Below are 26,210 nucleotides of genomic sequence, written 5' to 3'. Positions count from 1 at the left end.
ATCATTAACCACGCCGAAAATTCTATAGTAAACCTGAGCACAGCCGGAAAAATTATTATACGGAACTGAGTATTTCTGATAAATTATTCATAAACGAAATAAGAACTATAGGGATTGATAATGTTCACCAATCAACTATTTACTGACCAGCGTTTTAGCATGAAGCAATTTACCGGCGAAACGCTGGAGAACTGCCGTTTTTATCGCTGCCGTTTTGACAGCACCGATCTGTCGGAAACAGCGTTTGTCGATTGTCTGTTTTACGATGATGAAGAGCAAAAAGGCTGCTCTTTCCAGCATGCCAAATTGCAGGATGCCAGCTTCAAACGCTGTGATCTGACGATGGCTGATTTCAAAAACGTTCAGGCTTTAGGCTGTGAAATCCGCGAATGCAAAGCTACCGGCGCAGATTTCAGCGGCGCGAGTTTTATGAATATGATCACTTCACGTACCTGGTTTTGCAGCGCGTTCATGACCAAAAATAACTTCAGCTACGCCAACTTCAGCAAAGTCATCCTGGAGAAATGCGAACTGTGGGAAAACCGCTGGACGGGCGCAAATGTGCAGGGCGCAAACTTCAGTGGCTCCGACCTTTCCGGTGGCGAATTCACCGAATTCGACTGGAACAATGTCAACATCACCCATTGCGACCTGACGAACTCCGATCTGGGCGAGCTGAACATCCGTAAGGTCGATCTGGATGGGGTTAAAATCGATGACTGGCAGCAGAGTCATCTGCTGGAGAAATTGGGGATGATTGTGGTCTTTTCAAAGTGAGAGTATTCGAAATAAATATTGTAGACCGCGTTACGCCCGTTAATCTTTTTTCTTCTGTAAACGCTTTTCGAGTTGATCCGGTTGTTCCCGTTCAATCCGCTCGTTTTAAAATCGGCTGATCGTTGAAACTGATGCGCCTCTCCCCCGCCCTTCATCAGAATTTCACCGTAATATGCTATAACAGACATTCGCTTTAGCCACTAAATTAACCTCATGAAAAATAATGGCATTTATTCTCCTCAGGCGGCTGTCCCTGAGAAATCACGGGTGCTGGGCTGGCCTGATTTATTCTCACTGTGGTTCTCGCTCGGTATGGGTCTGATGGTGTTACAGGCCGGCGCTATTCTGGCGCCGGGCCTCGGGCTGGCGGGCTCGCTGGCAGCTGTTGTGCTGGGGTCCGCCGTCGGCGTTGCCCTGCTGGCGCTGGCCGGGGTGATCGGCGGGCAGACAGGTATGTCATCAATGGCATCGCTGAAGCTAAGTCTGGGCAAGCGCGGTGTGGCGCTGCCGGTGCTGTTTAATCTGATCCAGCTGATCGGCTGGGGCGCATTCGAAATTGTGGTGATGCGCGATGCCGCCAGCCTGCTGGCGAAACGGGCATGGGGCGACGGCAGTTTTTGGGCGAATCCGACGCTGTGGACGTTTATCTTCGGCGCCGTTGCCACGCTGCTGGCGGCCAGCGGGCCGCTGGCGTTTATCCGTCTGGTGCTGCGCCGCTGGGGGATCTGGCTGCTGTTGGCCAGTTGTGCGTGGCTGACCGGTTATCTGTTCCTGCATGCGGATTTATCATCGCTATGGCATAAAGCCGGAGACGGTTCGATGCCCTTCGCGCTGGCCTGCGATATCGTGGTATCGATGGCGTTTTCGTGGCTGCCGCTGGTGTCGGATTACACCCGCTTCGGCAAATCTGCGCGGCAAAATTTCTGGGGCACTGCCTGCGGGTATTTCCTCGGCAGCGTGTGGATGATGGCTCTTGGCGTCGCGTATACGCTGGCGTTTGTCAGCACATCGGCAGATGCCAATGCGCTACTGCTGGCGCTCTCAGGCGTTGCGCTGGGTATTCCGCTGCTGCTGATTCTGGTGGATGAACACGAGAACGCCTTTGCGGATATTCATTCGGCAGCGGTTTCTGCCGGTACTTCAGTACCCGTCAGCGTCGGTAAACTAACGCTGGGTATCGGCCTGCTGTGTACGCTGATCGCCTGGTCAGTGCCGCTGACGCAATACGAGAATTTCCTGCTGCTGATTGGCTCGGTATTTGCGCCGCTGTTCGGCGTGGTGCTGACGCATCATTTTGTTCTGCGCAGGCAGAGCCACGAGAATCTGAATATCCGTTCTGTCGCGGCCTGGTTTATTGGCATTGCGGTTTATCATCTGATGGCAAACCTGCTGCCGGATATCGGCGCGACTATACCTTCACTGCTGGTGGCGGGGCTGGTTTGCTGGGGATTAGGACGTAAAGCCTGAGTTAACACCAGAAAAAAACCGCTCACCTGAGCGGTTTGTATTTTCAGAAATCAGAACTTACAAAGCAATATCCGCAGGCTGTTTTGGCTCTTGTTTTGCCTGAACATCGAGCGGACGCAACTGAACCACCTCGGCCACCGGTGTCGTGCTCATCGACGGCGTTTCCAGTTGCAGAATACGGCTGGTTTCCAGCAGTTCTTTTTCGGTCGCTTCCACATTGCCGTTCAGTTTGGTGCCATAAGACGGGATAATTTCCCGGAATTTGGCCTGCCATTCTGCACTGGCTGCGCGCTCCTTAAAGACGGTTTCCAGCAATTTCATCATGATCGGTGCGGCGGTTGACGCGCCCGGTGATGCGCCCAGCAACGCGGCGATACTGCCATCTTTCGCGCTCACCACTTCGGTGCCCAGACGCAACACGCCGCCGTGCCTGCCATCTTTTTTGATGACCTGCACACGTTGTCCGGCGACCCAGCGTTTCCAGTCTTTCTGTTCGGCTTCGGGGAAAAATTCTTTCAGCGCGGCATGACGGTCTTCATCGCTGAGCATCACCTGCCCGACCAGATATTTCACCAGATCAAAGTTACCCATGCCGACATGCGTCATCGGTAACAGGTTCGAGCTGTTGACGCTGCCAAACAGGTCCCAAAGGGAACCATTTTTCAGGAATTTACTGGAAAAGGTAGCGAATGGCCCGAACAGCAGAACCTGTTTGCCATCGATAATACGGGTATCGAGATGCGGAACAGACATCGGCGGTGCGCCCACGGCCGCTTTGCCGTACACCTTCGCCAGATGACGTTTCACCACATCCTGATTCTCTGTCACCAGGAATTCCCCGCCGACCGGGAAGCCGCCGTATTCACGCGCTTCCGGAATACCGGATTTTTGCAGCAGCGTCAGAGACGCCCCGCCCGCGCCGATGAACACGAATTTCGCATTCACCACATGGTGTTTGTGGCTGTGTTTGAGATCGGTAATGGTGACGCGCCAGGTTTTGTCCGGATTGCGCTGGATATCACGCACTTCCTGACAGTTTGCCAGCGTGAAGTTGGATTGTTTCTGCAACGCCTCGACCAGCTGACGGGTCACCTCACCGAAGTTTACGTCGGTGCCTGCCGTGGTGCGGGTTGCTGCCACTTTTTGCGCCGGATCACGGCCTTCCATCACGGCCGGGATCCATTGTCTGATTTGTTCCGGGTCTTCTGAATATTCCATCCCGCGGAACAGCGTGCTTTCCTGCAGCGCAGCAAAACGTTTGCGCAGAAAATCGATGTTGTCATCGCCCCAGACAAAGCTCATATGCGGCACGCTGTTGATGAACGAGCGCGGATTATTCAGCACACCTTTCTTAACCTGATACGCCATAAACTGACGGGAAACCTGGAAGGCTTCGTTGATCGCCACGGCCTTGGTGATATCGACAGTACCGTCCGGCATCAGCGGGGTGTAGTTCATTTCTGCGAGCGCGGCGTGGCCGGTCCCCGCATTATTCCAGCCGTTGGAGCTTTCCTGCGCCACACTATCCATGCGTTCGATCATATGGACTGACCAGTCCGGCTCGAGTTCCTGGAGATAAGTCCCCAGGGTTGCACTCATAATTCCGCCGCCGACCAGCAATACATCAACGGATTTTTCGTCTTCTGCGGCCGCAGGCTCGCTGGCACCCAGTGAGTCACGGTTGAGAAGCATACCAAGTATCTTTCTCATGACGTCTGTTTCTCTAAATGTTCAGTTTTGTTATGAATCGTTGTTGTGACTATCGAACAAGAAATTAGCAAAAAAACACGCGGGATCGTTACTGAAACTTCATTTTTTCAAATCACGACTAAGAATATAACATTATCACTACAAAAATTAAAAAAGGATTTAACGTTTCAAAAAAACAGGCAAACGGGATGTCGGATAGCGCTTCAGGCCGCATCACAGCTGGATTTGAAGGGGATTGGCAAGGTCATTCCGGGGGGCTTTCAGACGGTCAAAGAACGCGCTATTCGTGCTAAATCGGGTTTTGTGGTGAAAGCGAAATGTTAAAAAGGCGCGGTTGCCCGCGCCTTTGAAGGGTGGAGTGACGATACGGCTTAAAGCGCGACGTCAGCCACCACTTTTTGTTCTTTCTTCGGTGCAGAAGCATCCGCAGCCGGTGCCGGCTCTGCAGCTTTCGGTTGCGGATTGTCGAGCATCAGAACGCGGCTGGTGTCGCCCAGTTCTTTCTCGGTCGCCGCCACGTTGCCGTTCAGTTCGGTGCCATAAGACGGGATGATTTGCTTCAGCTTAGCCTGCCATTCCGGGGTGGCAACTTTGTCTTTAAACACTTTTTCCATCAGGTGCAACATGATCGGTGCTGCAGTAGAGGCGCCCGGCGAAGCGCCCAGCAGCGCGGTAATGCTGCCGTCTTTCGAGCTGACCACTTCGGTGCCAAGACGCAGAACGCCGCCTTCTTTCTCATCTTTTTTGATGATCTGCACGCGCTGACCGGCTTCCCACAGACGCCAGTCTTCTTTCTTCGCATCCGGGAAATATTCACGCAATGCATCGAAACGGTCATCGTCGGAGAGCATCACCTGACTGACCAGATATTTCACCAGATCAAAGTTGTCGATGCCCACATGGGTCATCGGCATGATATTGGAGAAGTTCACGCTGCCGAACAGATCCCACAGGGAACCGTTTTTCAGGAACTTGCTGGAGAAGGTGGCGAAAGGCCCGAACAACAGAACCTGTTTGCCGTCCAGAATACGGGTATCAAGATGCGGAACGGACATCGGCGGGGAGCCGACTGACGCTTTACCGTACACTTTTGCCAGGTGGCGTTTCACCACGTCCGGGTTTTCGGTCACCAGGAACTCGCCGCCTACCGGGAAACCGCCGTAGTTATCCGCTTCAGGAATACCGGATTTTTGCAGCAGTGTCAGGGATGCGCCGCCTGCACCGATAAAGACAAACTTCGCTTTGATGACACTTTCTTTATCACCGTTTTTCAGATCGGCAACGGTTACGTTCCAGGTGTTATCCGGGTTACGTTTAATGTCGCGGACTTCATGGCCGAGGCTCAGGGAGAAGTTAGGTTTCTTCTGTAATGAGGCCACCAGCTGACGGGTGATTTCACCGAAGTTCACGTCAGTGCCGATCGGGATACGGGTCGCCGCCACTTTCTGTGCCGGGTCACGTCCTTCCATTACCAGCGGGATCCACTGCTTGATTTGCGCCGGGTCTTCTGAATATTCCATGCCACGGAACAGCGTGCTTTGTTGCAGCGCGGCAAAACGTTTACGCAGGAAGTTGATGTTGTCGTCGCCCCAGACAAAACTCATGTGCGGCGTGCTGTTGATGAAAGAACGCGGGTTGTGTAACACGCCGTTCTCAACCTGATAGGTCCAGAACTGACGGGAAATCTGGAAGGATTCGTTAATTTCAACCGCTTTGGAGATATCGATGCTGCCGTCAGCTTTTTCCGGCGTGTAGTTCATTTCTGCCAGTGCAGAGTGACCGGTACCGGCATTGTTCCAGCCATTCGAGCTTTCCAGCGCCACGCCGTCCAGGCGCTCCACCATGTCGACTGACCAGTCTGGTTCTAATTCCTGAAGGTATGTCCCCAGCGTCGCGCTCATAATGCCGCCGCCGATCAGTAACACATCAACGGGCTTTTCATCTTCTGCGAACGCTGACTGGCTGAAAGCAACCACGTTAAGGCAGAGGATCATGGCGAGTATCTTTCTCATGACGTCTGTTTCTCTGAATGTTTAGTTTTAATTTTGCAGGTGAAAGCTATCCAGATTTCCCCTGGATAAACGAAATCAACAACCCGTTGCGGTGGGAAATAAACGATTATCTCCACAAATGATGAAAGGACAATAATGGGGAGTAACGAAAACCGCGGCTAAAAACGACAAATCAACCACATAAATGTTGCCGAATACTCATATTATTGAGATTTCGTAAACAATTTAACATTGTCGTTACGTGCATTAAAAATAGTTTAATACTTTAAATAATTACATAAGTTAGTGACGTGACGAAATTACTCACACCAGATTCGCCTGTAAAGCTGCGGCATGCGCGGCCAGAGTCGTTGCCGGGCTGTGGCCGATCAGCATGAAGTTGTAACCGGCAGTACGCCAGTAAACCACGTTCATACCCCGGCGTATTTCACGCTGCAATGACGTATTTTCAACGCTTTTGCTGCGCGTAATACACAACGCCATCGGGCCGTAACGCGCGTCAAGATAGGTAATTTGCGCAATATCATCATCGTCATAATGCAGCATACGGGCATCTTTAAGATCCGCGCCCTGCACCGCCAGCGCCGCAGGGCTCAGCGGGATCCCTAAGGTGTTTTGCACCCGCGCGAGCTGTATTTTTTGTTGCCCGGCAGAATCATAAACATCGGCCAGCGTCTGCGCGGTATACAGTGACATATAATCCGCCACGCGCGCCCGCCAGTTATCCTCAGAAGTAAAAAGTGTAGAGTAGCGTCCGGCCAGCAGCCCGACAGCCAGAAAACTTAACGACGCCGCAAGCAATGCGCGGCGGCTTAATCCAGGCGAACCGGTACCCCGTGCGTCAGGGATCGCATCGAGTGCGGCCTGTAATTTCCCGACCGGCGCTTCCTGCAACATCGCGCCAAACGCATCGTGGAACGGTAAATTGCTGCGTGACATCTGTGCCAGCCGCCGCGTCAGCACGTCATCCTGGCTCAGCTGTGCGTCAAACTTCGCGCGCTGAGATTCACTGAGCTGGTTATCGAGATAGGCAACCAGAACTTCATCAGCATAAGGCGCAGGCGCGATTTCACGGGTCATTTTTTCTCTCCCTGCTGCGGTTGAGTGGCGAGGTCTGCGTCTTTTGCCAGCGTCAGCCGCGCGGTCGCCAGACGGCTCATGATAGTACCGGCGGGCACAGACAGCGTCATCGCCGCCTCCTGATAGGTGAAACCTTCGACATACACCAGAAATACCGCATTGCGCTGGGCTTCAGGCAGGCGGTTCACCCGCTGCATCACCTGCGTGTGCCAGTGACGCTCTTCGAAAGACAGCGTATCAGCGGGGGTTTCCGTTTCGCTGACATCGGCAAAACCCTGTCCCTGACGGACGTGCTGCGCCCTGAGTTCATTCACCCATATGGAGTGCAGTATAGAAAAGAGCCAGCGGTCCGTGCCGGTGCTGTCCTTAACCTGCGCGCAGCGTTCCAGCGCCCGCACGCAGGTGGATTGCACCAGATCGTCTGCCACATCGTGCTTGCGCGACAACACCATCGCGTAGCGCCACAGACGTGACAGGCACTGGCTCAGTTCAGAACGTAAGTCTGCCGGTGAGATTTATCGTTTCTCCGTGATCAGGATTCCGGATGGCCGTCGATGGCTGCGCTCAGATCGCGATATTCTTCGCAGCCGGTTCCGCACAAGCCTTTGATGGTCGCCAGCTGGGCTTTGGCGAGATCAGGACGCCCTTTAATCATATAAGCCTCGCCGAGATATTCCCGGACTTTGGCGTAATGCGCGTCAAGGGCAATCGACTTATGATAGTAGCTGATGCCTTCGTCGGTACGCCCGAGTTTACGCGTGGCGTAACCACGATAGTTCCAGGCCTCTTTGGTGTTCTGATCTTTGAGCGTATCCAGCACCGTCAGCGCTTCCTGATAACGGCCGGTTTTCGCCAGATGATAGGCGTACTGGGTTTTATCCTGATCGGAGATCATGCTGCCTTTATCCACCATGCAGCTTTTGGTTTTGCTGTCGTAGATTTGCCCCTTCGGGCAATCCGGCGTTTTTTTAGCGTCGGAATCATCCCCCATTGCATTCGCTGCCGCGCTGAAAAACAGCAGATTGCCCGCCAGACACACAACTGACAACGCCTGCATTACCGTTTTTGTCTTCATAATGATGTCCTGTAGAGAATGAACTGATGACTTACGGGCGGCCCTGGCTGCCCGGTAACATGCGGCGCAGAATGCCGTCGCGAAGAACGTAATGATGGAAAAGTGCCGCCAGCGCATGCACGCCCGCAATAATAATCAGTGCCCAGGCCACATTGTTATGTAATGAGCCAAAGGTTCGGGTCATTATGCTGTCAAAATTAAATACGTCCGGGATCGGGAATAAACCGAAGAAATAGAAGGGTTCAGCCTGCGACCAGCGAAATAAAAAGCCCAGAATGATCTGCGTGATCAGCAATAAATAGAGTGCCAGATGGGTCAGATGTGCGGCGGCTTTCATCAGCGCGGGCATGGCGACGGGTTGCTGTTTACTGCGTCCGGTGCTGACCGTGAATAACCGCCACAGCAGACGCCCGGTGATAATGGCCGCCAGCAGAATCCCCACCGAAATATGCACGGATTGCAGCCCTTTACGCAGCGGTGTCCCGTGATCGAGGACTTCCCAGATATGTGCGCTGGCAAACAGAAAAATCACGGCCAGTGCCGTCAGCCAGTGCAGCAAAATCGTCAGCCCGTCGTAACGGTTGCGAAGAACAGAAGATGGAGTTTGCATAAAAACCGTGCCCGTAAGTGTTCGATATAAAGTAAACACCTGAGCACCGGTTTCTATTCGGTTAGGCGGGAAAAATAATTTTCCCCTGTTATGTATTGAGTGATAAAAAAGCTAAGGAAAAAATACACGTCAGCACGTGAAAAGATAGCCTCTATAAAGTCAGGGGGGAAAATGGCCTGCCCGGCGCTGTAATTTCACTTTTTGATCCATAAAAATATCCGTTATTAGCGGATAAAGTTTTGTTCTGAGCCGCCGATAATCCGTAGCAGGTGCCCTGTATGGCAACGGCTGCGCCATAATTTTGCATTTATTTCTTATGAGGTGTGTCAGGTGAGCGAAGTGTCGAAAGAGTCGTTTGCGAAGCGTAACACGCTGGCAATCTTGTCCGTTCTGCGTGACTTAAAGAAGAACCAGACCCTGGTCATGGTCAGCCATTCACGCGGGCAATTTATCAGTAAGATTCTGGATGTTGATGCTGACAATCATCAGTTCCTGTTCGATCTGGGCAGCTCAGATTACGAGAACAATCTGGCCGCTGAGGCCGACACACTGACGTTTGTGGCGGAACCGGCCGGGGCCAAGGTTGAGTTTTCCTGCAGCAAAGCCCGCCAGGTCAGCTACGAAGGTTTACCGACATTTACCTGCGATATTCCCCCGGTGTTGTATTTTATTCAGCGTCGTGAATATTTCCGCGTGAGTGTGCCGCGGATACCGGATTACCGGTGCAGCGGAACACTGCCTGATACTTCTGAGTTTGCTTATCGCGTGCGTGATATTTCACTCGGCGGGCTGGGGCTGGAAATTGAAGGAGCAACGCCACCGGAAATCACCGAAGGGTCAATGTTGAAAGATTCGCTGATTCAGTTAGCGGAACTGGGAACCTTCACATTGGATTTGCAGTATCTCGGCGCGATGGTGCGTAAGACAGTGAGCAACAAAGGCGAAACCGTGACATCGCAACGACTGAGTTTCAGGTTTCCGCATTTATCGCCCGCACAGGAACGCGACCTGCAACGGGCGATTTTCGAGCTGGAAAAACAGCAACATATGAAAGCAAAGCGTTTCCAGCACGATTAACGTTTAGATAAACATACCGCCTGAAGCCTCGACGCGCTGGGCGGTCATCCAGCCAGCTTCATCACTGAGCATCAGCGCCACCATATCACCAATATCGTCCGGCAATCCGGCCCGGCCCAGCGCAGTGTTGCCGGCAACCAGTTTGTTCACATCCGGATTGTCCCGCACCATACCATTACTGAAATCCGTTTCAATTGCGCCAGGCGCCAGCACATTAGCAGTGATGCCCCGCGCGCCGAGTTCTTTTGCCTGATAGCGGGTCAGCACTTCGATGGCGCCTTTCATCATGGCGTAGGCCGATGAACCTGGCAGGGCAAAACGCGCCAGTCCGCTGGAAATATTCAGAATGCGCCCACCGTCGGCCATCAGCGGTAACAGCTTTTGGGTCAGGAAGAACGGCCCTTTAAGATGGACATTCATCATCAGATCAAATTGTGCTTCCGTGGTATCGGCAAACGCCTCATGTAAACCGACACCGGCATTGTTGACCAGAAAATCAAAAGTGTCGCGTTGCCAGACCTGTTGCAATTGGGTTTTGATTTCCGCAGCGAACGCATCAAAACTGCCGGACTCGCCGGTATTGAGCTGCAACGCCACAGCTTTTCCCCCCTGCGCTTCGACAGATGCCACCACTTCCCGGGCAGCACCGGCCTGATGGTGGTAAGTCAGAATCACGTCAATGCCCTTTTTTGTCAGTTTTTCAACGGCATTCTTACCTAAACCACGGCTTGCGCCGGTCACTATAGCGATTTTACGGTTCATAACAGGCCTCATTCAATTTTGCTTCTGTTGCATCGGATGAAATACAGCCTATTGGATTACCGGAGAGTGATAAATGGTTCATAATGAATTTCACTGTCTCATTTTCAACAACAATCGGACAAGATGTGGATAAAATTCAATCAATGCAGGTTTTCGTGCGTGTCGCTGAGCTGAGTAATTTTACCCGCGCGGCAGAAAGTCTGGGATTGCCAAAGGGCAGCGTGTCGCGGCTGGTGCAGCAACTGGAAACGCGGATGTCTGCACGTTTGCTACACCGTTCAACGCGCCGTGTGCAACTGACGCAGGACGGCCAGGTGTTTTATCAGCGCTGCAAAGAGTTGCTGGCCAGCATGGATGAACTGGAATCGATGTTTCAGTCGAATCCGGCCAGTGTCAGCGGACGGTTGCGGGTCGATATGACCACCGGAATGGCGACGCATCTGGTGTTACCGCGTCTGGCGGAGTTTCTTAACCGCTATCCGGCACTGGAAATTGAACTGAGCTGCACCGATCACCGCGTGGATGTGGTGCGTGAAGGGTTCGACTGTGTGATCCGCTCCGGCACCCTGAAGGATTCCGGGCTGATTGCGCGTCCGCTCGGACATCTCAGCATGATTAACTGCGCCAGCCCGGGTTATCTGCGCCGCTATGGTACGCCGGATCATCCTGACCAGCTGGCGCAGCACGCCATGGTGCATTATGAACAAATCCTCGGCAGCCATACGTCGGTCTTTGAATATCTCGACGGCAAACAGGTAAGAACGGTCAAAAGCGGCGGTGCCGTCACGGTTAACAGCACCGAAACCTACGCCAGCGCCTGTATTAACGGTTTGGGTATCATTCAGGTGCCGCTGATTAGCGTGCGAGACGCACTGGCAGGAGGGCAGCTGGTGAGCATTTTGCCGCAATTTCGCGCGCCGCCGATGCCAGTGACGCTGGTTTATCCGCACCGCCTGAATTTGTCACGCCGCGTCAAAGTGTTTATGGACTGGCTGACCGACATCACCCAAACGTTCATCGCCTGAGCGGTTAAACCACCGCCCCGCCCCCTGAGCCGCTCAGGCGTCTATACTTAAAGGCGGATGCACTTTTAAGGACAACATGGATCAATGCCCAATCTTTCCAAACAAAAAGTTTCCACGCAAAAAACCGAAACGCAGGCAAAACCGACCCCGCTGATCAACATCAAAACCGGTAATCAGGCGGTGGATAAAAACATTGGCCGTTTCTCGCGGCTGGTGGAACGCATTCAGTCCTGGGGATGGGTGGCGCATCTAGTGCGTGCCACGGAACGCTTTAATGATCGCCTTGGCAGCCAGTTTGGCGCGGCCATCACCTATTTCTCCTTTCTGTCACTGATCCCGATACTGATGGTGTCCTTCGCCGCAGTCGGGTTTGTGCTGGCCTCCAATCCTGATTTACTGGCAGAACTGATCAACAAAATCGTCAACAGCATCAGCGACCCGAATCTGGCAAATACGCTGAAAAGCACAGTGAATACCGCCATCCAGCAGCGTACCGCCGTAGGATTATCCGGTTTACTGATTGCGCTTTACTCCGGCGTAAGCTGGATGGGTAATCTGCGCGAGGCGATCCGTGCCCAGTCGCGCGATGTCTGGGAACGTAACCCGCAGGATCAGGAGAAAATTTACCGCCGCTATCTGCGCGATTTTATTTCACTGACCGGACTGGTGCTGGCGCTGATTATCACGCTGTCGCTGACCTCAATCGCCGGGGCGGCGCAAAAAACCATTGTCGATGCGCTGGGGCTGGGGGGTATCGACTGGCTTCGTCCTGTCATGACCAGCATCACGCTGGTGATTTCCGTTGCTGCCAACTACCTGCTTTTTTTGTGGATTTTCTGGATGCTTCCGCGCCATAAACCCCGTAAAAAAGCCCTGCTGCGCGGAACATTGCTGGCGGCGATAGGTTTTGAGGTGATTAAATTTGTGATGACCATGACGCTGCCAAAGCTGGCAACCTCGCCTTCCGGTGCAGCCTTTGGTTCCGTAATCGGCCTGATGGCTTTCTTTTATTTCTTCGCCCGGCTGACGTTATTCGTCGCCGCGTGGATAGCGACGGCGAAATACAAGGATGACGCGCCGGTAGCGGATCGTAATCCAAAAGCCGCAGACGCAAACCCAAAATCGACCGGAAACGACAGTGAATACACGCCAGACAACCTCATCATGCCAGACGAAATGCATATAACCGGAGTTAATGCTGATAACAAAGCAGAAAAGCAGTGAATAACACCAAACAATCCTGTGCACTGCCCTGAAAACCAGAATAACTGACTGAGGGCCGCACTTTTATTTCGCGGTTTTGCAGTCAGTTACTCTGACTTTTATCCATTCATCAAACTTATGACTGGCGAAATCCTGCCCGGATAAAATAATCCCCCGATCGCGCTTTAAACGCTTTATTTCCCTGCTTCCGCTGCGTTGAAATACCGCCACGCTCTGCATAAGATGCCTTTTCGATATACATTTTTTTACATTAGATCCCTCCCACTCATTACAAATAAGAAACACTTATGCAAGCCACTATCACTCCAGAATTAGAAGCTGACGCGCAATTGGTGAGTCAGAACTCCCGCAGCAAAGTCATCGTGGCATCGCTTATCGGTACGGCCATTGAATTCTTCGACTTTTATATCTATGCCACCGCTGCGGTGATTGTTTTTCCGCATATTTTCTTCCCGCAGGGTGACCCGACGGCCGCCACGCTACAGTCTCTTGCCACCTTCGCCATCGCCTTTATCGCCCGGCCAATCGGCTCTGCGCTGTTCGGCCACTTCGGCGATCGCGTCGGGCGTAAAGTCACGCTGGTGGCTTCTTTGCTGACAATGGGCGTTTCCACCGTGGTGATCGGCCTTCTGCCGACTTACGCCACAATTGGCGTATTTGCACCCATGCTGCTGGCGCTGGCGCGTTTTGGCCAGGGTCTGGGGCTGGGCGGTGAATGGGGCGGCGCGGCGCTGCTCGCGACTGAAAATGCACCGGCGAAGAAACGTGCGCTGTACGGTTCTTTCCCGCAGCTTGGCGCGCCGATTGGTTTCTTCTTCGCAAACGGCATGTTCCTGCTGCTGTCCTGGCTGCTGACTGACGAACAGTTTATTTCCTGGGGCTGGCGTGTGCCGTTCCTGCTTTCGGCAGTGCTGGTTATCGTCGGTCTGTATGTGCGTGTTTCCCTGCACGAAACGCCGGTGTTCGCCAAAATCGCCAAAGCCGGGAAACAGGTCAAGGTGCCGATCGGTACACTGTTTACCCGATACAAAAAAGCGACGATTCTCGGCACCTTCATCATGGTCGCCACTTACACGCTGTTTTACATCATGACCGTGTACTCACTGGGTTACGGCACAGCGGCCAAGCCGGTGGGTCTGGGTATTGCGCGTAATGAATTCCTGCTGATGCTGATGATCGGCGTGGTCGGTTTCGGTGTCATGGTGCCGGTTGCCGGTCAGCTGGCAGATAAGTTTGGCCGTCGCAAAACCATGATTTGTATTACGCTGCTGATGATTGTCTTCGCTCTGTGCTTCCCGACCATTCTGGGTGCGGGTTCTCAGGCGCTGGTGATGGTATTCCTGCTGTGTGGTTTCATGGTGATGGGGCTGACTTTCGGTCCGATGGGCGCGCTGCTGCCGGAACTGTTCCCGACAGAAGTTCGCTATACCGGCGCATCCTTCTCCTATAATGTGTCTTCGATACTGGGCGCGTCCGTTGCGCCGTACATCGCCACCTGGCTGGCAACCCATTACGGATTGTTCTATGTGGGCGTTTATCTGGCTTCAATGGCAACGCTGACGCTGATCGCACTGCTGTTGTCCAAAGAGACCGCCCATCAGTCATTGTAACTGACCCGGACACCGTGCCCGGTTTGCGCCCGGCACGGTGCCTTCTGCGAAGGTTTCTTATGCGCTTGCGTCGATTTATCCTGCCCGTCCTGATCCTGCTAATCGTTATTGCCGCGGCCTTCTGGTATTTCTGGCCTCACTCCTCCAATCCGAACGCCCTGTGGAACATCATCAGTACGAAATGCGTGCCTAATCAGCGCGGCAGCGGAAAGCCCGCTCCCTGCGCACAGGTGGATGAACAACAAGGGTTTGTGGTGCTCAAAGATCTGAACGGTCCGCTGCAATATTTGCTGATGCCCAGTGCGCGCATCACCGGTATGGAAAGCCCCGCACTGCTCGAACCGTCAACGCCGAACTTTTTCAGTCAGGCATGGAATGCGCGGCATTTTATGGCGGATAAATACGGTAAACCGATTGATGACAGCAATGTTTCGCTGGCGATTAACTCGCAATACGGACGTTCGCAGAACCAGCTGCACATCCATATTTCATGTCTTTTACCGCAGGTGAAAACCACGCTGAGTAAAGATGGCGGGCAGATGGGATATAACTGGCAGGAATTGCCCGATAAGCTGCTTGGCCACACCTATCTGGCGCGTAAAGTCACGCAGGCCGAACTGAATGAGAAAGGTGCATTCCGTCTTCTGGCGGAGGGCGTACCGGACGCACAGAAAAAAATGGGTCACTTCGGTATGGCGATGGTCAGTTTGCCGGGCGGCGATTTCCTGCTGCTGGCCAGTGAGCGTGACTTACTCAAACTCAATAATGCCTCCGCCGAAGAAATCCAGGACCACAAATGTGCAGTACTGGATCCGCTGCCTCAGCCTTAAAACCTCCTCCCGGCCTCCCCCTTCGTAGGGGAGGCGTTAATCCAACACGATTACTTCTGTTTCATCTGCTGCAAAATCGGACCGCAATGGTTTTCTTCATTGTCGCTTGGAGAAATCAGCGCCAGCAGAGCTGCGGCGGGCGCAACGACAGCACCGAGCGCCACCGCTGCAGCACCACGGGCGATCAGCGGCCCGGGTTTCACACCGGCATCCGGATTTTTATAGGTGCCGCGAACATACAGCGGCGAACGTAAGGTCAGGATACGCACCCCCTTACTTTCCGGGTTAACCGACAGATCCAGCCGTTCGGTCGCCATATTGGTATTGCCGGTAATGTTAATCACCGCATTTTCGGTATCAAACACAAACAGCCGTGGCGTGACCAGCCCGTTCTTCACATTGACGTTGGCAGCCGCGCAGTTGATCGCGACTTCATCGTCGCCGAACAGTTTACTCACCACGTAATTACCGACATTCAGTCCCGCCAGTTCCATCAGACCCCGGCTGATCACGCCGTCGTTGATGAGGATTTTCATGTCGCCGTTGCTGGTGCCGAGAAGTGCCGCTACTGAATTACCGGTGCCGGTCAGCGTGACGTCACCGTTCAGGTCACCCAGGCTGCGTTCCATCGCCTGTACGTTTGGCAGCAGTTGTTTCAGCTTCAGCTTACGGGCATGGATATCGGCGCGCGCCTGCATCGGTGATTTGTCACCTTCGAGGCGGATGGTGGAATTCAGATTGCCGCCTGCCATCCCGAAACGTAGCGGGTCCAGCAGGATCTCGCCGTCGGTCAGTTTCAGATGAGTACTCAAATCGCTCAGTGGCAGAGATTTGCCATGCTCGATGCGCCTGGCGCTGAATTTCACATCGGCGTCCATGACCCGCCAGCTTTTGGTATTGAATTTCTCCACCGGCAGCACCTTATCTGCAGGCTGACGGGTAGTTTCACCGCGTTTGGCTTTGTCCTGATTGGAATCGGCACCAATCAGCGGAGCCAGATCCGCAAAGCGCAGTTGTTTTGAAACCACATCACCGGCCAGTTTAGGCCGCGGCTTGCTGGCCTGATAAGTCAGTGAGCCGTGAATATCACTGTCGCCAATCTCGCCGTTAAAGTTCTGATAACGGTAAATTGCACCGTTTTTCCCCTGCAATGTCGCCGATAAATGACCATCGGTGGAATATGGCGGTGTCTGCGGTAACAGCACACCGGTCAGGCCGTACAAATCAGAAAGCGTCTGGCCGGAGAATTTCAGGCGTAAATCCAGACCACCGAGATTCATCGGATCCTGTAATGTCCCCGCGACGGCCACCCGTGTATTACCGGAACGCACATCTGCCTGCAGCGGGAACAGCGCATCCGGGTCTTTCAATGCCAGCATGCCACCGATTTTACCGCTACCGGAAAGCGATTCGCCGTTATATTTACCGTCAACTTTCCAGCCAAACACGTAAGGCGGGGTTTTGGTTTTCGGTGCATCTTTCTTATCACCGACCACTTCCGTGAACGGCAGCGGTTTGCCCAGCGGGTCAATCACGGCCCGGAAATCGGCTTTCAGTTTTGCATCCTTGTAGTCGATTTGTCCGCGATCAAACACGATATCATTAAGCGTAAATGACCAGGCTGACGGCGGCTGCGCCGGATCTTTGGTATCACTGTTGTCGAGATTGAACGTCCAGTTATTTTTACCATTATCCAGACGCAGCAATGAAGCATCGGGCTGTTTCAGCCAGACTCGTGGGATCAGCACTTCTTTATGCAATAAGGCGAGTGGTGCAATGCTGGCATCAATGCGGGCGAGTTTCACCATCTGTGCATCTTTTCCGCCGGTCTGCACGTCGGAAGGATTACCGAGCACGATATCTTCAGCATGAATGTGCGGCCAGGGCACCCACGCGCGCCACCCCGCTTCGTCTTTCTGACGCGACCAGTCCACGCCTAAATCGCCGCGGATCGCGAATGTACGGTTCAGTTCAGTGCTGACTTTTTGATTGATGGTCGGTTTGAGGCGGTTCCAGTCGAATGTCGCAATGAAAATCACGATAGCAATCAACGCAATGATAATCACACCCGCAACCCAGGAAATCACTTTACCTGTGCGCGTCATAAACCTGTTCCTTTCAGACAGTTAACGAATCCCAGAGTTTAACCATAGTAGAATTCTTAACAGCTTGCCGGAAACGGCATCCGCGAAGGGGTGAACAACAGGCAGGAAGGTCGGAAATAATGCTTTAAAATCAGGCAAATGGAGATGTATCACACCACAACGACTCAGCGGCACCTTTGAGGGTTCGCCTCAGCAGGTCAGGTGTGATTCATTATCCTTTAAAATGTATAGGCAGATTATTCAGATTATCGAAAACGGTGGGACGTGCCAGATAATAACCTTGTGCAGCCAGCGCATCAGAATTGCAGACCATTGCCCATTCCGAAGCCGTTTCAACCCCTTCAATAATCACGCCTTTGCTGTAGCGGTTCATCAGCGTCACCAGCGTGTAAAATAGCCGGGATCCCTCCTCACTCTGCCCAAGCAAAATAAACAGATCACGGGCGATTTTGATGTATTCGTAATGCCATGTGGTGAAGGAGGAGAAGTTAGCGATACCCTGACCGAAGTCATCGAGCCATAACCGGTCAGATTGCTCGATTTGCGACAGCGGAATACTCAGCGCATTTTCGGCGCTTTCAACCAGTTCAAAACGCACATACGGCATCGCGCTGATTTGTGTGCGCAGCGCCGAATCTGTTTGCAGCATTTCCAGGACCTGACCATCGACGTTAATCGACGCCAGTAATTCGTGTTCGATGAACAGATGCTGACAGCGCTGCAACAGATCAAGTTGTTCCTGCACGATTTGCAGGCGTTTACCCACCGCAATCGCGACAAAATATTCTTCCGGTGAAATAAATTTGTGCGGGTCCGCAGGGTGAAATACCCCAGTCAGTAATTCAATTCCTAACAGCTTTCCGGTCGTGCGATAAATGGGCTGAAAACGGTACACTCTCTGACACTGACGCCAGTAAGACTGTGCTTTTACGCGCTCTATCGCGGTAAAAGAAGGCGTAATCAGCCCTAACATCATCTTAGTTATCATATTTTTCTGCCGTCATGAATAAGAGTCAGATCACCAGGGATATGCGGCAACCTATGTTGCGTGACTACAATGTAATTCATGTCAACAACGTGTGTTCGCAGCACACTGTGTTTCATGGAGGCAAAGTAGCCTGATTTCCTGGCTTTCTTTAGTAGGGTTATCTATCGGCGCTGCGCGGAGAAACTTTAATCACTCTGCGCTCCCCTGCAATCTGTGTGCTGAATGCGTCAAAAGCCTGACTGGAAGTTCTTTTACGCACGTTCTACAGTGGGAGCGCTGAAACATTTCATTAACGCTCATTCACAATCCGGAGAAACAATGCCTTACGTTAATATCAAAATCACCCGCGAGGGTGCGACGGCCGAACAGAAGAAAGCGCTGATCGCCGGAGTGACGCAATTACTGGTGGATACACTGGGCAAAAATCCTGCGACGACCACAGTCATCATTGACGAGGTCGATACCGATAACTGGGGCCTGGGTGGCCGTCCGGTGACCGAACTGCGTCAGGAAAATAAGTAACGGCTTCAGGTGGAAGTACTGTCGCTTCCACTTTTCCCTTCGTTTTACTGCCTTTTTTTGCCCGCCGCTTACAAAAAATAAAACCTTGTTTTAATTTGTTTGACTGACCGCATTCTTATGAAGAGACTAGAGCGTAATAATGACCGTCTTTTCTTTCCTTTCGTTTTAATGCTTCAGACATAGGCCAGGTACAATGACCAGCAAAAACATTGCCGTTATCGGCGAATGCATGATCGAATTATCTCAGAAAGGCGATGCGCTACACCGCGGTTTTGGTGGCGACACGCTGAACACGTCTGTTTATATTTCCCGCCAGGTGTCCCCTGATGCGCTGAAAGTGCATTACGTCACGGCGCTCGGCAATGACAGTTTCAGCAATGAGATGTTACAGGCATGGCAGCAGGAAGGGGTACACACTGACCTGACCCAGCGCCTTGAAAACAAGTTACCTGGTTTGTATGTGATTGAAACGGACAGCACCGGCGAACGCACCTTCTATTACTGGCGCAATGATGCGGCTGCACGCTACTGGCTCGACAGCCCGCAATCCGAAGAGATTTGTCAGAAACTGGCAGAATTCGATTATCTGTATCTGAGCGGCATCAGCCTGGCGATCCTCAGCGATGAAAGCCGCGACCGTCTGATGACTTTGCTGAAAGCCTGCCGTTCACGCGGCGGTAAAGTGATTTTCGATAACAATTACCGTCCGCGCCTGTGGGCCAGCAAAGACCAAACGCAGGCCGCGTATAACGCCATGCTTTCCTGCACCGATATTGCCTTCCTGACCCTTGATGACGAAGATATGTTGTGGGGCCAGAAGCCGTACGATGAGGTGATTGCGCGCACCCATGCGCTGGGCGTCAGCGAAGTGGTCGTCAAACGCGGTGCCGACAGTTGCATCGTCTCCAGCGCTGAAGGCGAACTGCATGATGTGCCAGCGGTGAAATTACCGAAAGAGAAAGTTATCGATACGACGGCAGCAGGCGATTCCTTTAGCGCCGGATATCTGGCGGTCAGACTCACCGGTGGCAGCGCGGCAGAAGCGGCAGTGCGCGGGCATGAGACTGCGAGTACAGTAATTCAGCATCGCGGGGCGATCATCCCGAGGGAGTTTATGCCAGACCGGGCATAACGGTTTTTCACTTGCAGTGAAGGCTGGGTCGTAAGACGGTGAAAGTTTCGGTTTCTTAAGTGCTGCGCTCACTTAACTCGCTGCGCCGAAACCGATAAAGAGAGGAAAGTGCTTTTCCTCTCTTTAATCTCTTCTCGCTTTTTTACTCCGCGCTACCGCTTGCTGGCTATGTTTCAGCAACCGCAGTGACAGGCTGGAAATCTTGCCGCTCTGCGGTTCCTTCTCTCGGTCTTCGAGCCATAGGTCTCGAAGCCGCTCCGTTCAGCAAGATTTCTGAATCGCCCGCACGATCTTAAATTCAATAGCAAGCTGATGTTTATCTTTTAGAAAAGTGGATTGGCGTGCTCAAAAATGGCACCGAATGAACGGTTCGAGACCTATGGCTCGAAACCTGAAATTCGGGAATCGCGCAGCGATGACATTTTGCGCCACTCGCTTAAGTAACAGAACATGTTCGTCGTGCCTGCGATAGCGCGCAGTAAAAAGACGTGGGAGATCCAAGAGGGGCCCGTCATGGCCCCTTTTGGGCGGTTTCGGCGCAGCACGATAAGTGATCACTGCACTTAAGAAACCGAAACTTTCACCCATCCCAACCGGGAATAAATAAGGGATTCTCCCTTATTGCGCACTCGTCGCAGCGGATGCCGCTGGCACATCCGCAGCAGGTGCCTCCGCCGCCGGAGAGGTCTCCGCCGGGGCCATCACTTTGTCATACACAGCCCGCAGTTCAGCTGCATTCATCTCCGGTTCCCCTTTTGGCTGCGCCACTAATAACGCCGGCTCACGGGAAAGCTGTTGCTTCAGTTCCTGGTTCAGCACCGGCAGGGTTAGCGTGGAAAGGAACTGCTGACGCAGCTGCTGATACTGTTCCGGGGCGATATCCACTACGCCGTTTTGCTGGGAACGCAAACGCTGGCTCATCAGCACATCGGTATCGGTACGGGCGTAAGTCGCGAACAGTTTGCTCAGCTGATCGTTTTTCTGGGCTATCAGGGCGTCAAATTCAGCCTGAGAAATGCCTTTATCGCGAACAACCAGAAGTTCTTCTGCCAGACGTTTAAACAGCTCCGCCAGCTTAGCCTGCGGTGCGTCGATGCGGATGGCACACTGGGCGCGCTGGTATTGCACATTGCAGTCGAAACCCAGCCCCGCTGCCGGTACGTCTTTTTTGGTTTCAAACGCACTTTTCAGCTGCTGCTGCAAATGCCAGAACAGCGCTTCGCGGGCCAAATCACTGCGCCAGTAGGCGGCAATGGCCTGAGAATCCTGAATGGGCTGCCAGGCGTTATCCCACATTAATGAGACACGATCCTGAGTCAGATTTTCATCCATGACAGTCATGGATTTGGTCGTGACTTCAGACAGCGTCGGCAACGTCTGCGGAGTCTGGCGACTGCCTTTCAGTGATGAAAACGTCCGGTTAATTTGTTCACTCAGGCCACGGCTGTCGACATTACCGACGACAAATAAGGTCATCGCATCCGGTGTATACCACTGATGATAAAATTTGATTAATGCATCGATATTGACGGGTTTAGTGGGCAACTGGTGGGGATTGTGGCCGACCAGCGTCGAGCCGGCCATACGTGCACGCCACCAGGCATCCTGCGTATTTTGTGGCAGTGAACCTACCGGATCTTCCGATTGCTGCCGGGCTGCACTGATCAGCGCCGGTGTGACAGTCATTTTACCGGCCGTATTTGCCAGCCAGTTCAGCGCATCTTTAAGAAGATCAGGGCGGTTATTTGGCAGGCTCAGATTGTACATCGTGAAATCATAAGAACTGACAGCCGGCGGCAATGGCCGCTGCGGATTAATGCTTTGCTGCCACAGAGACTGGAGCTGAGCCGTGCTGAAACCTTCACTGTGCATCAGCGCAAGACGGGGAAGGAAATGGGCGTAGCCCGTTTGCTGGGCTGATTCAGCCAGCGAGCCGGTGCGAACCACCAGGCGTAATTCAATGCGATCGCTCGGGCGTTGCGGTGTAGTCAGCAACTGCCAGGTAAATCCATTGTCCAGTTTCCCCTGCTGCCAGGCCGGATCTGGTTGTAATGCTTCAGCTTGCACATGACTTGCGGCTGTTGCCAGCAACAATCCACCAATGAGTAAACGGATTTTGGTGCCCTGCATGTGAACCCCTACGTAATGACAATCCAATTTTCAATATACTGTCCTGCCGGTGTCAGTCGACTGGCCCACAGGAATTGAATGCGTAAGTTTAAGGACAGAAAATACAGCCCTTCGTTAGACCGCGCATTTTTCGCAATGTCACGCAGCCCGCAAAAATATTATGGGAAATAACGCCCTGTGAGGCGTTTGAGGGACATATTATGAAGATAATCCACCGGTTACATCAAGTAACCGGTGGATATTAGGCAGGATTGGGGCTAAATAAATGCGTTTTTACACAGCTTTCTCACTATTTTCTGCCATACAGCCATCATTTCTCAGAAATTTCAGGCGGACTTCTCAGCTTCTGTCAGACCTTTCTGGCCGTTTAACGTCGCTTTTAACTGCCCTTCGTCCAGCTGATCACACCATTTAGCCACCACGATGGTGGCCACGCCGTTACCGACCAGGTTGGTCAGCGCACGCGCTTCGGACATGAAACGGTCAATGCCGAGAATCAGTGCCAGTCCCGCCACCGGTAAATGCCCCACCGCAGACAGCGTGGCCGCAAGCACAATGAATCCGCTGCCTGTCACACCTGCCGCCCCTTTTGAAGACAACAGCAGTACCACAATCAGGGTGATCTGATGCCAGATATCCATATGTGTATTGGTTGCCTGCGCGATGAATACGGCGGCCATCGTCAGATAAATCGAAGTACCGTCCAGATTGAAGGAATAGCCGGTTGGGATCACCAGCCCGACCACTGATTTTTTACAACCCAGACGCTCCATTTTATCCAGCATGCGTGGCAGCGCGGATTCGGAAGATGAAGTGCCCAGCACGATCAACAGTTCTTCTTTAATGTAATTCACAAATTTAAAGATGCTGAAACCGTTGAAGCGCGCGATAAGACCGAGCACCACCACCACGAACAGAACACAGGTCAGGTAGAAACACAGGATCAGTTGCCCCAGTTGCACCAGCGAACCGACACCGTATTTACCGATGGTGAACGCCATAGCCCCGAATGCACCAATCGGTGCGAGACGCATGATCATATTGATGATGCCGAAAATAACCTGCGAGAAACTCTCGATCACATTGAAAATCAACTGCCCTTTGTGACCCAGACGGTGCAATGCAAAGCCAAACAAGACAGCAAACAACAGGACCTGAAGAATGTTCCCGCTGGCGAACGCGCCAATCACACTGGAAGGGATCACGTCGAGAAGGAACGGAATGATGCCCTGGCTTTGCGCCTGCTCGGCGTAAACCGCCACGGCTTTAGCATCCAGCGCAGCAGGATCTACGTTCATTCCGGCACCCGGCTGAACGATATTAACAATCACCAGCCCGATGATCAGCGCAAGCGTACTGACAATTTCAAAGTACAGCAGCGCAATCGCCCCGGTACGGCCGACCGCTTTCATGCTTTCCATGCCCGCAATACCCGTGACAACGGTACAGAAGATCACCGGCGCGATGATCATCTTGATTAATTTAACAAAACCATCACCAAGTGGTTTCATTTGAGCACCCAGCTCAGGGTAGAAATGCCCCAGAAGAACACCGACGGTAATGGCTAAAAGCACCTGAAAATACAGGCTTCTGAAGAGTGATTTTTTCATGAATACCCATCCTGAAGTGAATGCGCCGCCTTCTGTTTTTGTAAGGTCAAAGGTAATGAGCGGCAGCAGGGAAATAACACACGCACAACATGATGGAAATATTTCGTTTCCCTCTGCAATCACGGTTCATGAAAAACCGGAGCGGAAAGCATTCAGCAGGAACTAATGTAAGTAAAAAAATCATCAGGCGGGAGAAATGCCGGACAGAAAGAGATTTTCCTGTCCGTTGTACCGGTCAGGAAAGCGGGCAGAATTTCCGTTCAAAGTCAGTTTTGGAAAGTGGCGCTGAAAATAAATACCCTTGCCCGAGCCGGATATTTTCCTTAAGTAGCCACTGACGCTGCTCCTCAGTTTCTACGCCTTCAGCGACCAGTTGAATATTCATGGCGCGGCCAATCGAGGCCACTATATTCACCATTACCTCATCCTGCGGCAGAACGCTGACGAAGCTGCGATCAATTTTGATCACATCAATAGGCAACGTACGCAGCCTGCTGAGGTATTCAAGCCCGGAATAACCCAGACCAAAATCATCAAGCTCTATGGAAACACCCACGGCGCGAAGTTCGCTGAGCAACACCAGCGCGCGGTCAAGATCGTCAATGCGGGCCGTTTCCGTAATTTCCAGCACCAGCTGTCCCGGGTTAATTTTGTAGCGGCTCAGCAGGCTGCGCAGCTCCGGCAGGAAGTTACGCTGCTGTACCTGAGCGCCGGAGAGATTCACTGACAGTGGCAGTAGAATACCCCGTTGCTGCCAGTCCGCCAGGATCTGGCAGCCCAGCTCAAGAATTTTGTACCCGAGCAAACTCATAACGCCAATTTCTTCGGCCAGCACAATAAAATCACTTTCCAGCCCGTAACTCCCGTCAGCCATTTTACGGCGCAGCAGGGCTTCCGCCCCGACCACCGCGCCGGTTTCCATATTCACCTGCGGCTGTATAAACAACGTGAAATCATTTTGTTCCATCGCATGCAGGATTTCGTTTTCCTGCAATAAGCGTTTCTGAATTTTTGCGGTCAGTTCCGGTTCGAAGAACAGGATTTGGTTTTTCCCCTGCTGATAGGCCGAGACTCTGGCCGCACGACCGTTCACCATCAGTTGCTGCGCACTGACCGGGAATTCGCCGGTGTATTGCACGATACCAATGCTGCCGGTCGGGTGCAGGGACATATTGCCAGCATGACTTTCCTGGGGTGCATTGATGCGTTCCATGATTTTCCGCGCCAGGCGCATCGCCATAAAGGGCCGGGGAATATCTCCCGCCAGCAAGGCAAATTCGTTGTAACTCAGACGTGCCAGCAGACTGTTCTCGGGCAACGCTTCCATGATGGAACAGACCAGCGGGCAATCAACATGGCCGTCGTCACGCAAGCTTTCAATGCCGATTAACAGCAAGTGAAACCCTTTTTCCGGCTCGGCAGAATGCAGGCGGTGTTGCAGGTGCTGCATAAACTGTTCTTCATTGATGAGCATATTTTGTGAAGGCAGCCAGGCATTAGTGGCCTGGTCTTGAGGCTTCTCCCGCTGCTGTTGGTTGCGGTTGTAGCTGCGCACCAACATGCCGATTTCATCGTCTTCGTGGTGTTGCGGCAAGGTCAGCTGATGATATGGCACTTCACTTTCGGGCAGGGCTTCCAGCTCACTGGCAATTGCGCGAAGCGGTTTGACAATCAAACGGTTGATAACCCAGCTCAACGAAATGGTCAGGATCAGCGCCAGCAGCAGGTACGTCGTCAGCATGGTCGAGAGTGCGCTGACGATAAACTGATACATGCGATAGGAATCAGCCTGAAGCACCAGATACGCCAGAGGCTTGGGAGCTTTAGGGCTGGCAGCCGCAGAATAGAGAGGAACGGAGATCGTCACTGGCAGATTGAAACCCCGGGTCACCCATTGTGGTACCGGCCGGCCGGGGGGGAAATGCGTATGCAGCGCGGCGATCTGGTTTGGCATCACAACGTCAGCGCGGCTCAGAATGCCCACGGGTTGCAGCGTATTCAGAATGTCCTGCGTTTCTTCCAGATCAACGTCCAGCACGGCTTGCGAAAGCGGAACACGGACAGAATGTGCAATATTTTCAAGTTGCTGGGCGTAATCATCCCTCCGCTGCTGTACAAAGTGGAACAGCTGGATGACGATAAAAATACAAATGGTGATGGCCGCAATGCCCGACACAGCCGCCATCTGTTTAATCGTTAATGAACGCCTGACCCGCAACTTTATTCTCCGTCAACCACTGACATGATTTTCCGCGCCCCCCGGGCTGAAACGGTACTTGTGCGCAGTATACCTTATAACGGGTTATTTCGAGGTTAAAGACGAAACTTTGACTATAAAAAACAACATGTTTGCTGCTACACATCTACACTGAATAGTGTTTATGTTATTTAACCAGAGAAAACATACATTACCCGGGTTAATCGAATAATGCGAAACGTAAGAACATCCTGGATACAGCGCGTC

The 26,210-nt window shown here is 52.7% G+C and carries 22 protein-coding genes; 10 read left to right on the top strand and 12 right to left on the bottom strand.

Annotated features, from left to right (window positions below):
- The first annotated feature begins 120 nt into the window (after positions 1 to 120).
- Both J1785_RS18830 and cytX read left to right on the top strand, forming a co-directional pair.
- Entirely contained in the window at positions 121 to 777 is a 657-nt protein-coding gene (locus J1785_RS18830) for a Qnr family pentapeptide repeat protein (protein ID WP_129953898.1), read from the top strand.
- A 213-nt stretch (positions 778 to 990) separates the two neighbouring features.
- Positions 991 to 2,244 carry a putative hydroxymethylpyrimidine transporter CytX gene (gene cytX / locus J1785_RS18825; protein WP_217220200.1) on the top strand — a complete coding sequence of 418 codons (1,254 nt, stop codon included), beginning with the start codon at positions 991 to 993 and terminating at the stop codon, positions 2,242 to 2,244.
- 57 nt (positions 2,245 to 2,301) lie between these two features.
- Here the strand turns inward: cytX and mqo are convergent, their stop codons facing one another.
- A complete protein-coding gene (mqo, locus tag J1785_RS18820; protein ID WP_217220198.1) occupies positions 2,302 to 3,954 on the bottom strand; it encodes a malate dehydrogenase (quinone) in 1,653 nt (550 codons plus the stop codon).
- Positions 3,955 to 3,999: 45 nt separating this feature from the next.
- Between mqo and J1785_RS18815 the strand changes: the two genes are divergently transcribed.
- Positions 4,000 to 4,278 carry a hypothetical protein gene (locus tag J1785_RS18815; protein ID WP_217220196.1) on the top strand — a complete coding sequence of 93 codons (279 nt, stop codon included), beginning with the start codon at positions 4,000 to 4,002 and terminating at the stop codon, positions 4,276 to 4,278.
- Between the two features lie 47 nt (positions 4,279 to 4,325).
- Here the strand turns inward: J1785_RS18815 and J1785_RS18810 are convergent, their stop codons facing one another.
- The 5 genes from J1785_RS18810 to J1785_RS18790 form a co-directional block, all read right to left on the bottom strand.
- Positions 4,326 to 5,966 carry a malate:quinone oxidoreductase gene (locus J1785_RS18810; RefSeq protein ID WP_129953903.1) on the bottom strand — a complete coding sequence of 547 codons (1,641 nt, stop codon included), beginning with the start codon at positions 5,964 to 5,966 and terminating at the stop codon, positions 4,326 to 4,328.
- A gap of 303 nt (positions 5,967 to 6,269) precedes the next feature.
- Positions 6,270 to 7,046 (bottom strand): anti-sigma factor family protein, encoded by a 777-nt coding sequence (locus J1785_RS18805; RefSeq protein ID WP_129953905.1) that lies wholly within the window; start codon positions 7,044 to 7,046, stop codon positions 6,270 to 6,272.
- Positions 7,043 to 7,498 (bottom strand): sigma-70 family RNA polymerase sigma factor, encoded by a 456-nt coding sequence (locus J1785_RS18800; protein WP_235173521.1) that lies wholly within the window; start codon positions 7,496 to 7,498, stop codon positions 7,043 to 7,045. The genes J1785_RS18805 and J1785_RS18800 overlap by 4 nt, the downstream gene beginning before the upstream one ends.
- A gap of 80 nt (positions 7,499 to 7,578) precedes the next feature.
- Entirely contained in the window at positions 7,579 to 8,121 is a 543-nt protein-coding gene (locus J1785_RS18795) for a tetratricopeptide repeat protein (RefSeq protein ID WP_129953908.1), read from the bottom strand.
- Positions 8,122 to 8,152: 31 nt separating this feature from the next.
- Positions 8,153 to 8,731, bottom strand: a complete 579-nt coding sequence (locus J1785_RS18790; protein ID WP_129953910.1) for a cytochrome b — start codon at positions 8,729 to 8,731, stop codon at positions 8,153 to 8,155.
- 330 nt (positions 8,732 to 9,061) lie between these two features.
- Between J1785_RS18790 and J1785_RS18785 the strand changes: the two genes are divergently transcribed.
- Positions 9,062 to 9,808 carry a flagellar brake protein gene (locus J1785_RS18785; RefSeq protein WP_217220194.1) on the top strand — a complete coding sequence of 249 codons (747 nt, stop codon included), beginning with the start codon at positions 9,062 to 9,064 and terminating at the stop codon, positions 9,806 to 9,808.
- A 3-nt stretch (positions 9,809 to 9,811) separates the two neighbouring features.
- Here J1785_RS18785 and J1785_RS18780 read toward each other — a convergent pair whose 3' ends face one another.
- Positions 9,812 to 10,570, bottom strand: a complete 759-nt coding sequence (locus tag J1785_RS18780; RefSeq protein WP_217220192.1) for an SDR family NAD(P)-dependent oxidoreductase — start codon at positions 10,568 to 10,570, stop codon at positions 9,812 to 9,814.
- A 125-nt stretch (positions 10,571 to 10,695) separates the two neighbouring features.
- Between J1785_RS18780 and J1785_RS18775 the strand changes: the two genes are divergently transcribed.
- From J1785_RS18775 to J1785_RS18760, 4 genes are all read left to right on the top strand, one after another.
- Positions 10,696 to 11,595 carry a LysR family transcriptional regulator gene (locus J1785_RS18775; RefSeq protein WP_205952661.1) on the top strand — a complete coding sequence of 300 codons (900 nt, stop codon included), beginning with the start codon at positions 10,696 to 10,698 and terminating at the stop codon, positions 11,593 to 11,595.
- Positions 11,596 to 11,679: 84 nt separating this feature from the next.
- A complete protein-coding gene (gene yhjD / locus J1785_RS18770; RefSeq protein WP_217220190.1) occupies positions 11,680 to 12,819 on the top strand; it encodes an inner membrane protein YhjD in 1,140 nt (379 codons plus the stop codon).
- Between the two features lie 287 nt (positions 12,820 to 13,106).
- Positions 13,107 to 14,429 carry an MFS transporter gene (locus J1785_RS18765; protein WP_129953919.1) on the top strand — a complete coding sequence of 441 codons (1,323 nt, stop codon included), beginning with the start codon at positions 13,107 to 13,109 and terminating at the stop codon, positions 14,427 to 14,429.
- 59 nt (positions 14,430 to 14,488) lie between these two features.
- Positions 14,489 to 15,259: a CDP-diacylglycerol diphosphatase gene (locus J1785_RS18760; protein ID WP_129991505.1), complete on the top strand. Its 771-nt coding sequence runs from the start codon at positions 14,489 to 14,491 to the stop codon at positions 15,257 to 15,259.
- Positions 15,260 to 15,309: 50 nt separating this feature from the next.
- Here J1785_RS18760 and J1785_RS18755 read toward each other — a convergent pair whose 3' ends face one another.
- Positions 15,310 to 17,364 carry an AsmA family protein gene (locus tag J1785_RS18755; RefSeq protein ID WP_217220188.1) on the bottom strand — a complete coding sequence of 685 codons (2,055 nt, stop codon included), beginning with the start codon at positions 17,362 to 17,364 and terminating at the stop codon, positions 15,310 to 15,312.
- A gap of 211 nt (positions 17,365 to 17,575) precedes the next feature.
- Entirely contained in the window at positions 17,576 to 18,352 is a 777-nt protein-coding gene (gene pdeH / locus J1785_RS18750; protein ID WP_129953925.1) for a cyclic-guanylate-specific phosphodiesterase, read from the bottom strand.
- Positions 18,353 to 18,670: 318 nt separating this feature from the next.
- Between pdeH and J1785_RS18745 the strand changes: the two genes are divergently transcribed.
- Both J1785_RS18745 and kdgK read left to right on the top strand, forming a co-directional pair.
- The gene (locus J1785_RS18745) at positions 18,671 to 18,874 is read left to right on the top strand and encodes a 2-hydroxymuconate tautomerase family protein (RefSeq protein WP_129953927.1); all 204 of its coding nucleotides are present in this window, start codon (positions 18,671 to 18,673) and stop codon (positions 18,872 to 18,874) included.
- Positions 18,875 to 19,067: 193 nt separating this feature from the next.
- On the top strand, positions 19,068 to 20,006 hold the full coding sequence (gene kdgK / locus J1785_RS18740; RefSeq protein WP_129953928.1) for a 2-dehydro-3-deoxygluconokinase: 939 nt from the start codon (positions 19,068 to 19,070) through the stop codon (positions 20,004 to 20,006).
- A 618-nt stretch (positions 20,007 to 20,624) separates the two neighbouring features.
- On the opposite strand, the gene J1785_RS18735 is transcribed toward kdgK, so the two are convergent.
- The 3 genes from J1785_RS18735 to hmsP all read right to left on the bottom strand — a co-directional run bounded on the left by J1785_RS18735 (position 20,625) and on the right by hmsP (position 25,964).
- Positions 20,625 to 22,136: a M16 family metallopeptidase gene (locus tag J1785_RS18735; protein ID WP_217220185.1), complete on the bottom strand. Its 1,512-nt coding sequence runs from the start codon at positions 22,134 to 22,136 to the stop codon at positions 20,625 to 20,627.
- Positions 22,137 to 22,462: 326 nt separating this feature from the next.
- Positions 22,463 to 23,746, bottom strand: coding sequence for a dicarboxylate/amino acid:cation symporter (locus J1785_RS18730; RefSeq protein WP_129953932.1), 1,284 nt, complete (start codon positions 23,744 to 23,746; stop codon positions 22,463 to 22,465).
- A 235-nt stretch (positions 23,747 to 23,981) separates the two neighbouring features.
- Entirely contained in the window at positions 23,982 to 25,964 is a 1,983-nt protein-coding gene (gene hmsP / locus J1785_RS18725; protein ID WP_217220183.1) for a biofilm formation regulator HmsP, read from the bottom strand.
- Between the last annotated feature and the right edge of the window lie 246 nt (positions 25,965 to 26,210).

The sequence above is a fragment of the Rahnella perminowiae genome (assembly GCF_019049755.1).
In the GTDB taxonomy this organism is placed as follows: domain Bacteria; phylum Pseudomonadota; class Gammaproteobacteria; order Enterobacterales; family Enterobacteriaceae; genus Rahnella; species Rahnella perminowiae.
This window is presented reverse-complemented; position numbering and strand designations above follow the sequence as displayed.

What these genes read in the sequence shown, in the direction of transcription:
- J1785_RS18830 (WP_129953898.1), top strand. Translation starts at nt 121, where the DNA reads ATGTTCACCAATCAACTATTTACTGACCAGCGTTTTAGCATGAAGCAA.
- cytX (WP_217220200.1), top strand. Translation starts at nt 991, where the DNA reads ATGAAAAATAATGGCATTTATTCTCCTCAGGCGGCTGTCCCTGAGAAA.
- mqo (WP_217220198.1), bottom strand. Translation starts at nt 3,954, where the DNA reads ATGAGAAAGATACTTGGTATGCTTCTCAACCGTGACTCACTGGGTGCC.
- J1785_RS18810 (WP_129953903.1), bottom strand. Translation starts at nt 5,966, where the DNA reads ATGAGAAAGATACTCGCCATGATCCTCTGCCTTAACGTGGTTGCTTTC.
- J1785_RS18805 (WP_129953905.1), bottom strand. Translation starts at nt 7,046, where the DNA reads ATGACCCGTGAAATCGCGCCTGCGCCTTATGCTGATGAAGTTCTGGTT.
- J1785_RS18800 (WP_235173521.1), bottom strand. Translation starts at nt 7,498, where the DNA reads ATGGTGTTGTCGCGCAAGCACGATGTGGCAGACGATCTGGTGCAATCC.
- J1785_RS18795 (WP_129953908.1), bottom strand. Translation starts at nt 8,121, where the DNA reads ATGAAGACAAAAACGGTAATGCAGGCGTTGTCAGTTGTGTGTCTGGCG.
- J1785_RS18790 (WP_129953910.1), bottom strand. Translation starts at nt 8,731, where the DNA reads ATGCAAACTCCATCTTCTGTTCTTCGCAACCGTTACGACGGGCTGACG.
- J1785_RS18780 (WP_217220192.1), bottom strand. Translation starts at nt 10,570, where the DNA reads ATGAACCGTAAAATCGCTATAGTGACCGGCGCAAGCCGTGGTTTAGGT.
- yhjD (WP_217220190.1), top strand. Translation starts at nt 11,680, where the DNA reads ATGCCCAATCTTTCCAAACAAAAAGTTTCCACGCAAAAAACCGAAACG.
- J1785_RS18765 (WP_129953919.1), top strand. Translation starts at nt 13,107, where the DNA reads ATGCAAGCCACTATCACTCCAGAATTAGAAGCTGACGCGCAATTGGTG.
- J1785_RS18760 (WP_129991505.1), top strand. Translation starts at nt 14,489, where the DNA reads ATGCGCTTGCGTCGATTTATCCTGCCCGTCCTGATCCTGCTAATCGTT.
- J1785_RS18755 (WP_217220188.1), bottom strand. Translation starts at nt 17,364, where the DNA reads ATGACGCGCACAGGTAAAGTGATTTCCTGGGTTGCGGGTGTGATTATC.
- pdeH (WP_129953925.1), bottom strand. Translation starts at nt 18,352, where the DNA reads ATGATAACTAAGATGATGTTAGGGCTGATTACGCCTTCTTTTACCGCG.
- J1785_RS18745 (WP_129953927.1), top strand. Translation starts at nt 18,671, where the DNA reads ATGCCTTACGTTAATATCAAAATCACCCGCGAGGGTGCGACGGCCGAA.
- kdgK (WP_129953928.1), top strand. Translation starts at nt 19,068, where the DNA reads ATGACCAGCAAAAACATTGCCGTTATCGGCGAATGCATGATCGAATTA.
- J1785_RS18735 (WP_217220185.1), bottom strand. Translation starts at nt 22,136, where the DNA reads ATGCAGGGCACCAAAATCCGTTTACTCATTGGTGGATTGTTGCTGGCA.
- J1785_RS18730 (WP_129953932.1), bottom strand. Translation starts at nt 23,746, where the DNA reads ATGAAAAAATCACTCTTCAGAAGCCTGTATTTTCAGGTGCTTTTAGCC.